Source organism: Pseudoalteromonas lipolytica (genome assembly GCF_900116435.1).
Classification (GTDB): Bacteria; Pseudomonadota; Gammaproteobacteria; order Enterobacterales; family Alteromonadaceae; genus Pseudoalteromonas; species Pseudoalteromonas lipolytica.
Genome location: NZ_FPAZ01000022.1, coordinates 1 through 13,478, shown reverse-complemented (window position 1 = coordinate 13,478; position 13,478 = coordinate 1). Strand labels below are relative to the sequence as shown.

The following is a 13,478-nucleotide window of genomic DNA, read 5'->3' as shown; positions in this document are numbered from 1 at the left end:
AATACAGTGTTACAACAACAATTAACGTCACTGTTAGCGCAAACTGATATTGCGCTAACAGAAAAACAACAGCAGCAACTCGTTCAGTATGTTGAATTATTAGACAAGTGGAATAAAGCGTACAATTTAACATCGGTGCGCTTACCTGAAGAGATGATGATTAAGCATATTATGGATAGCTTAGTTGTTGCGCCACACCTAAAAGGCAAACATTACATTGATGTTGGCACCGGTCCGGGTTTACCGGGTATCGTATTAGCCATTGCTTTACCTGACACACAATTTATTTTGTTAGATAGTTTAGGTAAGCGAGTACGCTTTTTGATGCAGGTAAAACACGCACTGGGTCTTGAAAATGTAACCCCAGTACAGTCTAGAGTTGAAGAATATCAACCAAGTGTTAAATTAGATGGTGTATTAAGTCGTGCATTCGCCTCTTTGCAAGATATGGTTGACTGGTGTTCGCACTTGATTGATCATTCGGGTAAATTTATCGCCTTAAAAGGTGTATTTCCGAGCGACGAACTTGACTCATTACCAGCGGGTATAAAGTTTGACGAAAAAATTAGCTTGGAAGTACCTGAGTTAGATGCGCAAAGGCATTTAATTATTCTATCTAAAGACTAGGGATCAGAGCACTGTGGCAAAAGTCATCGCATTAGCAAACCAAAAAGGGGGGGTTGGTAAAACAACCACCGCTGTAAATCTTGCGGCTTCTATGGCCGCGACAAAGCGTAAAGTGTTATTAATCGATCTTGACCCACAAGGGAACGCGACCATGGGCAGCGGTGTCGATAAATACGGTGACGTTGCAACTATTTATGACTTATTGATAGAAGAAACCCCAATCGAAGAAGTAATCAATAAAGAAACGTCAGGTGAATATCATTTAATTGCAGCTAATGGCGATGTCACAGCAGCTGAAGTTAAATTGATGGAATTATTTGCCCGTGAAGTGCGTTTACGTAATGCCCTTGAAAAAGTGCAAGACCAATACGACTTCATTTTTATTGACTGCCCACCTTCACTGAATATGCTAACGGTTAATGCGATGGCAGCAGCTGATTCTATTTTAGTGCCTATGCAATGTGAGTATTATGCCCTTGAAGGTTTAACTGCATTAATGGACACCATTACTCAGCTGTCGAAGTTGGTCAATCCGGCGTTAACAATTGAAGGTATTTTACGCACCATGTATGATCCGCGTAATCGCCTTGCAAATGACGTATCTGAACAATTAAAACAACATTTTGGCGATAAAGTTTATCGTACCGTTATCCCACGTAATGTCCGTTTAGCAGAAGCGCCGAGCTTTGGTGCCCCTGCCATGTATTATGACCGCGCATCAAGTGGTGCAAAAGCATACTTAGCCCTTGCCGGTGAAATGTTACGTAGAAAAGAGAAAACATCTTCAGCAGTAGCCTAACTTTGAGGTAAAAAAATAACATGTCTGCTAAAAAACGCGGTTTAGGCCGAGGACTCGACGCTTTATTAAGTTCATCAAAACCTGCCCCAAGTGCAGATAATCAGCAACAAAATGCAGTAACAACAGAGCCTGTATCAGATGCTGTGGCAGAGCAAAATAAAGGTGAACTGCAAAAATTAGCGATTGAGTTTTTACAGTCAGGTAAATATCAACCACGTAAAGACATGTCTGAAGAAGCATTGGAAGAGCTTGCAAGCTCGATTCGTGCGCAAGGCATAATTCAACCTATTGTTGTGCGCCCTATTGGTGCAAATAAATACGAAATTATTGCTGGTGAACGTCGTTGGCGTGCTGCTCAATTAGCTAAATTAGATAGCGTACCTTGTATTATCAAAGACGTACCTGATGAAGCGGCTGTTGCTATTGCACTTATTGAAAATATTCAACGCGAAGATTTAAATGCAATGGAAGAAGCCATTGCACTTAATCGTTTATTGAATGAGTTTGAGCTTACTCATCAGCAAGTGGCCGAAGCTGTTGGTAAATCTCGTACCACAGTGACTAATTTACTACGCCTAAATAATCTTAACGAAGATGTTAAAATACTGTTAGAGCATGGCGACATTGAAATGGGTCATGCACGTTGTTTATTAGCACTTGAAGGTGAAGCGCAGTCAGATGCGGCGCGATTAGCTGTCGCAAAAGCGTTAACTGTGCGTGAAACTGAAAAGCTTGTTCGTTCAATTTTAGAGCCCGCACCTCAAAAAGAAGTGCTCGAAAAAGATCCAGATGTCAAACAGTTAGAGCAAAAACTTGCCGAGAATTTAGGGGCTAAAGTAGAAATTAACTACAACAAAAAAGGCAAAGGCAAGCTGGTTATTTCGTACACAAGCTTTGATGAGTTAGATGGCATTTTAAGCCGTATAAATTAAGACTATTCCCGTCATTAATTAATAACATGTCCAAAAAGAGACATTTGTGGTGTTTTTGCGCTACAAAGGGTCGACTCAAGTTGCAAAACTGGTAGGAATCAGTATAATTTCGCCAGTTTTCATACCCTGACAATATGAACGTTCTTAAGGTTAATAAAACGTGACTAATAGGTTAGCAAAGCCATATAGGCTTGCCGCATTTAAATTAATTTGTCTTCAGGGTATCGTAGCGATAATCGCTGCAGTAATTGTTTTTGTAGGTTGGGGAGTCAATGCCGGCCAGTCAGCGCTTGCTGGCGGAGCTGTTGCACTACTCCCTAATTTTGTATTTGTCGTTTATGCATTCAGATATATGGGTGCAAGTCGGACAAATCAAGTGTATGCCTCGCTAAAGCGCGGCAACGGATTAAAATTTATGCTAACAATTGTGTTGTTTGCACTGATACTGAAGTCTTACACGGTCGTTTTATTACCGTTTTTTTGTGTGTATGTATTGGTGTTATTTAGCGGATTGTTCGCACCCGTTTTTTTTAATCATTAACTTTTGGGATATAACATGGCTGCAGAAGAAGTAACTCTATCAAGCCATATTCAGCACCACTTAACCAATGCTAAGATGTGCTCGACCGACGCTGGTCTAGCCTTCAATAAAGCGTGTGCGGACAGTGGCTTCTGGACATGGAACATAGATACCCTCGCATGGTCAATCGGTTTAGGTCTTGTATTTTTATGGATCTTCCGTAGTGCCGCTAAAAAAGCAAATACCGGTGTACCTGGTAAATTTCAATGCTTCATTGAAATGATCGTTGAATTCGTTGGCGACAACGTACGCGATACTTACCACGGCAAAAGTAGTTTAATTGCTCCATTAGCTCTAACGATTTTCGTTTGGGTGTTCTTAATGAACTTAATGGACTTGATCCCGGTTGATTTCCTACCTGCATTCGCTGGCTTCGTTGGTGAGCAAGCATTTGGTATGGACTCTCACGACGTATACATGAAAATTGTACCGACAACAGACATCAATATGACTGCTGCACTTGCTATTGGTGTATTCATTCTGATGATCGGTTACGCAATTAAAATCAAAGGGATTGGCGGTTTCTTAGCGGAACTAACACTGCACCCATTTAGCTCTAAAAACAAGCTGATGATGGTGTTCTTAATCCCATGTAACTTATTACTAGAAACAATCGCTTTAGTTGCTAAGCCGTTCTCGTTAGCACTGCGTTTATTCGGTAACTTATATGCTGGTGAGTTGATTTTCATCTTGATCGGCGCTGTTGGTTTAATGCAACTACCGTTGCACTTTATTTGGGCCGCATTCCACATCTTAGTAATCGTGCTACAAGCATTCGTATTTATGATGCTTACAATCGTTTACCTAAGCATGGCAAGCTCAGATAATCACTAATTTTTACACTTTTAAAATTTAATTTTAATTTACAATTGAAACTTTGGAGAAAAAAATGGAACTAGTATTAGGTCTTAAGTATATCGCTGTTGCTCTACTTATCGGCTTCGGTGCAATCGGTACTGCTATCGGCTTCGGTAACATGGGTGGTAAATTCCTAGAAGCATGTGCGCGTCAACCAGAGCTTGCACCTTCACTACAAGTTAAGATGTTCATCCTTGCTGGTCTAATCGATGCCGTAGCTATGATCGGTGTTGGTATCGCAATGGTATTGTTGTTCGTACTTTAATATTATTTTTTGAACAGCTTACTATTTTAAGGAGGAGCGGTCGTGAACTTAACAGCCACTCTTATCGGTGAATTAATTGCATTTACGGTATTCGTACTTTTCTGTATGAAATACGTATGGCCACCACTAAATGGTGCAATTGAAGCTCGCCAGAAGAAAATCGAAGATGGTTTAGCTGCCTCTGATAGAGCCGAAAAAGACTTAGAACTTGCGCAAAAGAAAGCTGCTGAGCAGCTTAAAGAGGCAAAAGCTCAAGCGGCTGATATCATTGAACAAGCTAAAAAGCGTGCCACGCTTATCGTTGACGAAGAAACTGTTCGTGGTCAACAAGAGCGTGAAAAAATTATTGCTCAAGGGCACTCTGAAATCGAAGCAGAGCGTAACCGTGTAACAGAAGAGCTACGTAAGAAAGTAGCAACTCTGGCCGTGGTTGGTGCTGAGAAGATTCTAGAGCGCGAAATCAATCAAGCCGCACACAGTGACATCGTTGAAAAACTTGTCGCTGAGCTGTAATTAGGAGGGTATGAGCATGTCTGAATTGGCTACTATCGCTCGCCCATACGCTAAAGCGGCTTTTGAACTTGCTGTTGAAAAAGGCACTGTTGAAAGTTGGAACGACATGCTGTTCTTTGCTGGCCAAGTTGCCAGCAACGAGCAAGCCGCTGCTGCGCTAGCTGGATTGCCTACTGCTACTGAAAAAGCAGGTCTTTTTATTAAGATCTGTGCAGAGCAGCTCAACGAACAAGGCCAAAACCTAGTTAAGGTAATGGCTGAAAATGGTCGTTTAGTTGCACTGCCTGCTGTTGCAGAGTTATTCGCTGAATTAAAAGCGGATTACGATAAAGAAACCGACGTAGACGTGGTTTCTGCAACACCGCTTTCTGCTGAGCAGCAAGCAACATTGGTAGCGGCACTTGAAAAACGTTTCGCACGCAAAGTTAAGCTGAATTGTAGTGAAGACGCTACAGTTGTTGGCGGCCTTATTATTAAGGCGGGTGACACTGTAATTGACGGCTCAGTACGCGGCAAGTTAGCCCGCTTAGCTACATCACTACAATCGTAATTGGGAAAAAGAGCATGCAACTTAATTCCACTGAAATTTCAGATCTGATCAAACAACGTATTGAGCAGTTCGAAGTTGTAAGTGAAGCTCGTAACGAAGGTACTATCGTATCTGTTACTGACGGTATCATCCGCATCCACGGTCTAGCTGACTGTATGCAAGGTGAGATGGTTGAGCTTCCTGGCAACCGTTATGCTATCGCACTAAACCTTGAGCGTGACTCAGTAGGTGCAGTAGTTATGGGTCCATACGCAGACCTTAAAGAAGGCGTAAAAGTTAAATCAACTGGTCGTATTTTAGAAGTTCCTGTTGGTCGTGGTCTACTTGGTCGTGTTGTTAACACTCTAGGTGCCCCTATCGATGGTAAAGGCGCTTTAGATAACGACGGTTTTGAACCTGTTGAGAAAATCGCACCAGGCGTAATCGAGCGTCAATCAGTAGATGAGCCAGTTCAAACTGGTTATAAATCTATCGATGCGATGATCCCAGTTGGTCGTGGTCAGCGTGAGCTTGTAATCGGTGACCGCCAAACAGGTAAAACTGCTTTAGCTATCGATGCAATCATCAACCAAAAGAACACAGGCGTTAAGTGTGTGTACGTAGCGGTTGGTCAAAAAGCATCTACAATTGCTAACGTAGTACGTAAATTAGAAGAGCACGGTGCACTTGAAAACACAATTATTGTGGTTGCATCGGCTTCTGAATCTGCGGCACTTCAGTACCTAGCACCATTTGCTGGTTGTACTATGGGTGAATACTTCCGTGACCGTGGTGAAGACGCATTAATCGTATATGATGATTTATCTAAGCAAGCTGTTGCTTACCGTCAAATCTCATTGCTACTTAAGCGTCCACCAGGCCGTGAAGCATACCCAGGTGACGTATTCTACCTTCACTCTCGTCTTCTAGAGCGTGCATCACGTGTAAATGCTGATTACGTTGAGAAGTTCACTAATGGTGAAGTGAAAGGTAAAACAGGTTCACTGACGGCATTGCCAATCATTGAAACTCAAGGCGGCGACGTTTCTGCGTTCGTACCGACAAACGTTATCTCTATCACCGATGGTCAGATCTTCTTAGAAACTGATTTATTCAACTCAGGTATCCGTCCAGCTGTTAACGCTGGTATCTCGGTATCGCGTGTTGGTGGTGCAGCGCAAACTAAAATCGTTAAGAAACTAGGTGGTGGTATCCGTCTAGCGTTAGCTCAGTACCGTGAATTAGCTGCGTTCTCGCAGTTCGCGTCTGACCTTGACGATGCAACACGTTCTCAATTAGAGCATGGTGAGCGCGTAACAGAGCTAATGAAGCAGAAACAGTACGCACCAATGTCTGTTGCTGAAATGTCTCTGTCGCTATTCGCAGCTGAAAAAGGCTACCTAAAAGACATCGAAATCGCGAAAATCGGTGACTTTGAAGCGGGCTTAATTTCTTATGCAAACAGCACATACGCAGAGCTAATGGCTCAAATCAATGAAACTGGTAACTACAACGCTGAGATTGAAGCGCAACTTAAAGAACTTCTAGAGAAGTTCAAGTCGACGCAAACTTGGTAATTTAGTTATGAATGGTGAGCTTTAGGCAACTAAAGCCCACCTGATTCGGAGAGAGAGTCATGGCCAGCGGAAAAGAGATTAAAAGCAAGATCGGGAGTATCAAGAATACTCAAAAGATCACCAGCGCAATGGAAATGGTTGCTGCGTCTAAAATGAAAAAGGCGCAAGAACGTGTGGCATCAAGCCGTCCATACGCTGAAAACTTACGCAAAGTGATTGGTCGTGTTGCTCAAGCAAATCTTGATTTTACTCACCCTTTTTTAGAAGAGCGTGAAGTAAAACGAGTTGGTTATATTGTTATCTCTACTGACCGTGGTCTATGTGGTGGCTTGAACTCTAACGAGTTCAAAAAAGTTGCCCTAGATGTGAAAGCGTGGAAAGAAAAAGGCGTTGATGCTGAATTTACTACTTTAGGTAGCAAAGCAGCAGGCTTTTTCCAACGTTTCGGCGGTAAGTTAGTCGCTAAAAAGGCGAACTTAGGAGATACACCTTCATTACAAGACGTTATTGGTCCTGTAAAAACGATGCTAGATGCATACTCTGAAGGCAAAATTGACCGCTTATACGTCGTATTTAACAAGTTTGTTAATACGATGAAGCAAGAGCCAACAATCGATCAGTTACTCCCTTTGCCAAAAGCTGAAGAAGAAGTATCTCAACATTCTTGGGATTACTTATATGAGCCAAACCCAGAAGCTATCTTAGAAGCTCTGTTAGTACGCTTTATTGAGTCTCAAGTATACCAAGGTGTAGTTGAGAACGCTGCCTCTGAACAGGCTGCCCGTATGGTTGCAATGAAAGCTGCAACTGATAATGCTGGCGACCTTATGGATGAGTTACAGCTTGTTTATAACAAGGCTCGTCAAGCTGCAATCACACAAGAAATCAGTGAGATTGTTGGCGGCTCGGCAGCAGTTTAACGCTTCGGCAAAGTTTAATGAGAGGAATAGACATGAGTTTAGGTAAGGTCGTCCAAATTATCGGCGCCGTTGTGGATATCGAATTTCCACAAGACAACGTGCCAGCCGTATATGACGCACTAAAAGTAACAGATGGCGACTTAGCGGGTTTAACTTTAGAAGTTCAACAACAGCTAGGTGGCGGTGTGGTACGTGGTATCGCACTTGGTACTACTGACGGTTTACGTCGTGGTACATCAGTAGAAGGTACAGGTCAGCCAATCCACGTTCCAGTAGGTACGAAGACACTAGGTCGTATCATGGACGTACTTGGTAACCCTATTGATGAAGCTGGTCCAATTGGTGAAGAAGAGCGTATGTCTATTCACCGTGCAGCGCCTTCTTATGAAGAACAATCAAGTTCAGTTGAACTTTTAGAGACGGGTATCAAGGTAATCGACCTTGTATGTCCATTCGCTAAAGGTGGTAAAGTTGGTCTATTCGGTGGTGCCGGTGTAGGTAAAACCGTAAACATGATGGAACTTATCCGTAACATCGCAATCGAGCACAGCGGCTACTCAGTATTCGCAGGTGTTGGTGAGCGTACACGTGAGGGTAATGACTTCTACCATGAGATGAACGACTCAAACGTACTAGATAAAGTATCACTAGTATACGGTCAAATGAATGAGCCACCGGGTAACCGTTTACGCGTAGCGTTAACAGGTCTTACGATGGCAGAGAAGTTCCGTGACGAAGGTCGTGACGTACTTTTCTTCGTTGATAACATCTACCGTTATACACTAGCGGGTACAGAGGTATCAGCACTTCTAGGTCGTATGCCATCAGCGGTAGGTTACCAGCCTACACTTGCTGAAGAAATGGGTGTACTTCAAGAGCGTATCGCATCAACTAAGACGGGTTCAATCACATCAATCCAAGCGGTATACGTACCTGCGGATGACTTAACTGACCCATCTCCAGCAACAACGTTTGCCCACTTAGATGCAACAGTAGTACTTTCTCGTGATATCGCGTCACTTGGTATCTACCCTGCGGTAGACCCACTTGATTCATCTTCACGTCAACTTGACCCATTAGTAATTGGTCAAGAGCACTACGATACAGCGCGTGGCGTTCAAACAGTTCTTCAACGTTATAAAGAACTGAAAGACATCATCGCAATCCTAGGTATGGACGAGCTTTCTGACGAAGATAAGCAAGTTGTATCTCGTGCACGTAAAATCCAGCGTTTCTTATCTCAGCCGTTCTTCGTTGCTGAGGTATTTACAGGCGCGCCTGGTAAATACGTGTCACTTAAAGACACAATTGCTGGCTTCAAAGGTATCTTAAACGGTGAGTTTGATGATATGCCAGAGCAAGCGTTCTACATGGTTGGCTCTATTGAAGAAGCTCAAGAAAAAGCCAAAAGCATGTAATTAGGAGGGTAGTATGGCGGCTATGACTGTACATCTTGACGTAGTAAGCGCAGAAGAGAGCTTGTTCTCTGGTCTGGTTGAATCGATTCAAGTAAGTGGTAGTGAAGGTGACCTTGGTGTTAACTATGGCCACGCTCCATTATTAACTGCCCTAAAACCTGGTATGGTACGTTTAGTTAAGCAATTTGGTCACGAAGACGTGATGTATGTTGCTGGCGGTACGCTAGAAGTTCAACCTGATCGTATTACGATTCTTGCTGATACAGCAGTACGTGGTGAAGATCTGGACGAGCAAGCGGCTGAAAAAGCGAAACGTGATGCTGAAGAGCAAATGGCGAATACGTCAACTGCTGAGTTAGATTATCAACAAGCTGCAGTGCAACTTGCTGAAGCAATCGCTCAACTTCGCGTAATTCAACAATTACGCAAAAAGTAAGCCTACTCGGTTTTGTAAAAGCCCACTTAATGTGGGCTTTTTTGTGCCTGTAATTTACTCAACATTTATGTAATATCAATCCGCAATAATACTGAATCATTTTGAGTGATTAAGTATTATTATAGACCACTTAATTAAGCACAATGGTATAAGCAAACTCGTTTAAAGCGCCCTATTCTTCGTTTAGTACTTATATCCTTCATCAAAGCCCGTTACAATGTGGTGTATTAAATGTGAATAAGTATTTCATCTAAGGTTCAGTCCTCTTTATTAGGATTGAGTATTTGCACATGACGTGACTTACCTAACCAAGGTTGACTTACTTATTACACTCATTAACAGCTCAACTAAAACAAAGAAAGAAGGATATTGTTTTAATGTCTCTGACAACCGTTATTCTCGCTGCGGGTAAAGGTACTCGTATGCGTTCAGCACTCCCAAAGGTGCTTCATAAAGTGGCTGGAAAGCCGATGGTGCAACATGTAATTGATAATGCCACGGCCTTAGGTGCACGTGAGACCAACTTAGTTTATGGCCACGGTCGCGATCAATTACAAGCCGCCCTTTCTCATAATCAAGTAAATTGGGTGCTACAAGAAGAACAGCTTGGTACTGGCCATGCTGTCGCGGTCGCTAAAGAGCATATCGCTGATGATGATACCGTGTTGATTTTATACGGTGATGTTCCCCTTACAAAACGTGCGACGTTAGAAAAGTTACTTGCTGTTACGCCTAAAAACGGACTTGCAGTATTAACAGTAACATTAGACGACCCATCTGGTTATGGGCGTATGCTGCGTGAAAATGGCAAATTAGTCGGTATTATTGAGCAAAAAGATGCGACCGCTGAGCAATTAGCGATTAAAGAAATCAACACTGGCATTATGGCTGCCAATGGTGAATTACTGAAACGTTGGTTAAGTAACCTATCGAATAACAATGCTCAAGGTGAATACTACCTAACAGATATTGTTGCCATGGCTCACAGTGAAGGCGTTGAAATCACCTCTGCACAACCTGAGCATCCAATGGAAGTTGAAGGCGCAAACAACCGTGTACAACTAGCGGCACTTGAGCGTGCTTATCAAGCATGGCAAGCCGAGGAGCTGATGTTAAACGGTGCCACCCTTGCCGACCCAGCACGCATTGATGTACGCGGTGAAGTAACAACGGGTGAAGATGTACTTATTGATGTTAATGTTATTTTTGAAGGTAAAGTAACACTGGGTAATAATGTACAAATAGGTCCTAATTGCGTACTTAAAGACTGCACCATTGGTGATAACGTTATTATTAAAGCCAATTCATTAGTCGAAGAAGCAACTGTTGCGACTAAATGTACTTTAGGTCCATTTGCACGACTGCGTCCTGGTGCCATTATGGAAGAAGATTCTCACATTGGTAATTTTGTCGAAATGAAAAAGACCCGCTTAGGTAAGGGCTCAAAAGCAAACCACCTTACTTATTTAGGTGATGCTGAAATCGGCGAAAAGGTAAATATTGGTGCGGGTACCATTACCTGTAACTACGACGGTGTAAATAAATCAAAAACCATCATCGGTGATAACGCCTTTATTGGTTCAAACTCATCGCTTGTCGCTCCTGTGAATATTGGTTCAACAGCAACAATTGGTGCGGGCTCTGTGATCACTAATACTGTTGAAGATGAACAACTGGCGGTAGCGCGTGGTAAACAGCGTAATCTCAGTGGTTGGAAGCGCCCTGTTAAAAAACAGTAAGCTGCATTATACCTAATTGAAAAAGGCGAGTTCACACTCGCTTTTTTTATGCCCGGATTTTGTCCACATAAAAATGCCATATTGTTGTCATGCCTGTGTGTTGTTATGTAGTAAATACAACACAAAGGAAAAATAATAATGTTAAAAAGATCAATGCTTGCTCTGTCACTGTTGTCTATTCTTACGGGTTGCTCATTAGAGGGAGATGATGGAAAAGATGGTTTACAAGGTGAGCAAGGTCCCGCAGGGCAAGATGGTGTTAATGGCACTAATGCACATTCAGCTTTAAATATTCATCTTATTGGCCGTGCAGTATTAAATGCACAAAGCCCAGAAGGTGCCGCAGAGATTGTGGCCTATCAAGCGGCTAAAAAAAGAATTTTTGCAATTAATAGTTCGGGTGATTCTGCTGTGGTTAATATCATTCCGGCTGATAGCTTTGACAGAGCTGCGCTCGTAAAGGATAACGAAGGCGTTGTAAACGGCACTAATTTGGCCTCTGCAATTACCGTGTCTCTTAATGAGCACAGTGCGGGTGATGCAAACAGTATCGCCATCGATGAAAATAACGAATTACTTGCTGTAGCTATGGCTGCAAAAACAACGGGTGATGCAGGGCTTATCGCATTTTATGATATTAGTGGCGACGAGCCTCAGTTTATTAAGAATGTATCTGTAGGCGCCCTGCCCGACATGGTTACCTTTAGCCATGATGGTAATAAAGTACTGGTTGCAAACGAAGGCGAACCGAATGGGGATTACAGTATTGATCCTGAAGGCTCAATTAGCATCATTAACATCAATGATGGCGTGATTGCTGACACTGCTATTAGCATCACCTTCGCAGCCTATAACGATAAACAAGCAGAGCTTGAAGAATTAGGGATTGTTTTTGCTAATCCGACAGGTCGTACAATCAACGGCAAGCTAATTAATACAACCGTAGCTATGGATTTAGAGCCTGAGTACATCAGCATCTCTAAAGACAATAAGTTTGCCTACGTTTCACTACAAGAAAATAATGCCCTGGCTATCGTTAATTTGGAAAATAATAGCTTAGAGCTAAAAGGGTTAGGCTTCAAAGACTGGTCTAATTTACTCATTGATGCATCAGATAAAGATGGAGGGGTGAACTTTAAATCATACCCAGGCTTATATGGTATGTATCAACCCGATACTATCGCTAGTTTCAGCTGGAAAGGTGCAAATTTCATCGTTACAGCTAACGAAGGCGATGCACGAGAATACTTCTTTGACACAGCCGACGAAGCTGATTGTATAGCAAAAGGTGGTCTTGACTATGATGAAGATGATGGCTGCTTATCTTATATAGATGAAACTAGAGCTAAAGACTTAACGCTGGCAAGCAATTTTGATTACCTGAACAACGACAACACTGATATTGGCCGCCTAAAAGTGACCACAGTTAAAGGTGATGAAGATAATGATGGTGAATACGAGTCACTCTATGCATACGGAGCCCGCTCATTTTCTATTTGGGATAGTAATGGCATGGTGGTTTTTGATTCTGGTGACCAAATTTCACGTATTACCGCATCAGTTCACGGCGAAGCATTTAACAATAATGAAGATGAAAATGCCGGTGATACCCGCTCAGATGACAAAGGGGCTGAACCTGAAGCATTAGCACTGGGTACTATTGGTGAGCGTACATTTGCATTTATTGGTTTAGAGCGTATGGGTGGCATTATGTTGTTTGATATAACAAATCCATACAATGTGACATTCCAAGATTACTTTTTTAACCGTGGCTTAGAAGCCGATGCAGAAATAACCGGTGATCTTGCCCCTGAGGGGATGGCATTTATACCTGCAGAACAAAGTGCAACGAATGAAGCATTACTTGTCGTAGGTAATGAAATCTCGGGCTCAATCGCTGTGTGGGAAATTTCCACTAAGTAATCCAACTAGTAAAATAAAAGCGATAGACTGATTTTAAAGTATATCGCTTTTTCATTTGCCTTTTAATGAACATAAAAGTGACTGATTTTTGAGCTGAAACACTCCTGCAGCCCTTAATTTGTATGGTTATTGTACAAAATTGAAATTAATTAAATAAAACTGAAATAAAGCGTTGACGGCCTCCAGATAATCCCTATAATGCGCATCCACTGACACGGCGGGCAGCAACGAAAGACGCTGAACAACGTAGCAGAGAGTTAAGTAAAAGTAGCAGAGAGTTAAGTAAAACTTCGGTTTTAAGTCTTCGAAAGAAAGTTTAAAATTAAGTGTTGACTCGAAAAATTAAGGATGTATTATACGCA

Annotated in this window: 14 protein-coding genes; all 14 read left to right on the top strand. The window is 42.3% G+C overall.

The genetic code is table 11. The features are described 5' to 3' along the window. Window positions 1–6: 6 nt before the first annotated feature. The 14 genes from rsmG (at window position 7) to BM378_RS18290 (ending at window position 13,116) form a co-directional block, all read left to right on the top strand. Window positions 7–627, top strand: coding sequence for a 16S rRNA (guanine(527)-N(7))-methyltransferase RsmG (gene rsmG, locus BM378_RS18355; RefSeq protein ID WP_036973708.1), 621 nt, complete (start codon window positions 7–9; stop codon window positions 625–627). Between the two features lie 13 nt (window positions 628–640). Then, window positions 641–1,426: a ParA family protein gene (locus BM378_RS18350; RefSeq protein ID WP_036973709.1), complete on the top strand. Its 786-nt coding sequence runs from the start codon at window positions 641–643 to the stop codon at window positions 1,424–1,426. Window positions 1,427–1,446: 20 nt separating this feature from the next. Further along, a complete protein-coding gene (locus BM378_RS18345; protein ID WP_036973710.1) occupies window positions 1,447–2,358 on the top strand; it encodes a ParB/RepB/Spo0J family partition protein in 912 nt (303 codons plus the stop codon). 160 nt (window positions 2,359–2,518) lie between these two features. Further along, complete coding sequence (locus BM378_RS18340) at window positions 2,519–2,899, top strand: ATP synthase subunit I (RefSeq protein WP_036973711.1); 381 nt, start codon at window positions 2,519–2,521, stop codon at window positions 2,897–2,899. A 15-nt stretch (window positions 2,900–2,914) separates the two neighbouring features. After that, window positions 2,915–3,772: a F0F1 ATP synthase subunit A gene (atpB, locus tag BM378_RS18335; RefSeq protein ID WP_036973712.1), complete on the top strand. Its 858-nt coding sequence runs from the start codon at window positions 2,915–2,917 to the stop codon at window positions 3,770–3,772. Window positions 3,773–3,827: 55 nt separating this feature from the next. Beyond that, window positions 3,828–4,061 carry a F0F1 ATP synthase subunit C gene (gene atpE, locus BM378_RS18330; protein WP_004335261.1) on the top strand — a complete coding sequence of 78 codons (234 nt, stop codon included), beginning with the start codon at window positions 3,828–3,830 and terminating at the stop codon, window positions 4,059–4,061. Between the two features lie 42 nt (window positions 4,062–4,103). After that, complete coding sequence (gene atpF, locus BM378_RS18325) at window positions 4,104–4,574, top strand: F0F1 ATP synthase subunit B (RefSeq protein ID WP_036973713.1); 471 nt, start codon at window positions 4,104–4,106, stop codon at window positions 4,572–4,574. A 16-nt stretch (window positions 4,575–4,590) separates the two neighbouring features. Further along, on the top strand, window positions 4,591–5,124 hold the full coding sequence (atpH, locus tag BM378_RS18320; protein ID WP_036973714.1) for a F0F1 ATP synthase subunit delta: 534 nt from the start codon (window positions 4,591–4,593) through the stop codon (window positions 5,122–5,124). A 14-nt stretch (window positions 5,125–5,138) separates the two neighbouring features. After that, window positions 5,139–6,680: a F0F1 ATP synthase subunit alpha gene (gene atpA / locus BM378_RS18315; RefSeq protein ID WP_036973715.1), complete on the top strand. Its 1,542-nt coding sequence runs from the start codon at window positions 5,139–5,141 to the stop codon at window positions 6,678–6,680. A 59-nt stretch (window positions 6,681–6,739) separates the two neighbouring features. Then, the gene (atpG, locus tag BM378_RS18310; RefSeq protein WP_036973716.1) at window positions 6,740–7,600 is read left to right on the top strand and encodes a F0F1 ATP synthase subunit gamma; all 861 of its coding nucleotides are present in this window, start codon (window positions 6,740–6,742) and stop codon (window positions 7,598–7,600) included. Between the two features lie 32 nt (window positions 7,601–7,632). Next, window positions 7,633–9,018: a F0F1 ATP synthase subunit beta gene (atpD, locus tag BM378_RS18305; RefSeq protein ID WP_036973717.1), complete on the top strand. Its 1,386-nt coding sequence runs from the start codon at window positions 7,633–7,635 to the stop codon at window positions 9,016–9,018. A gap of 13 nt (window positions 9,019–9,031) precedes the next feature. Beyond that, window positions 9,032–9,454, top strand: coding sequence for a F0F1 ATP synthase subunit epsilon (locus tag BM378_RS18300; RefSeq protein WP_036973718.1), 423 nt, complete (start codon window positions 9,032–9,034; stop codon window positions 9,452–9,454). A gap of 377 nt (window positions 9,455–9,831) precedes the next feature. Further along, complete coding sequence (gene glmU, locus BM378_RS18295) at window positions 9,832–11,193, top strand: bifunctional UDP-N-acetylglucosamine diphosphorylase/glucosamine-1-phosphate N-acetyltransferase GlmU (RefSeq protein ID WP_065978286.1); 1,362 nt, start codon at window positions 9,832–9,834, stop codon at window positions 11,191–11,193. A gap of 138 nt (window positions 11,194–11,331) precedes the next feature. Further along, entirely contained in the window at window positions 11,332–13,116 is a 1,785-nt protein-coding gene (locus BM378_RS18290; protein WP_074989743.1) for a choice-of-anchor I family protein, read from the top strand. The last annotated feature ends 362 nt before the right edge of the window (window positions 13,117–13,478 follow it).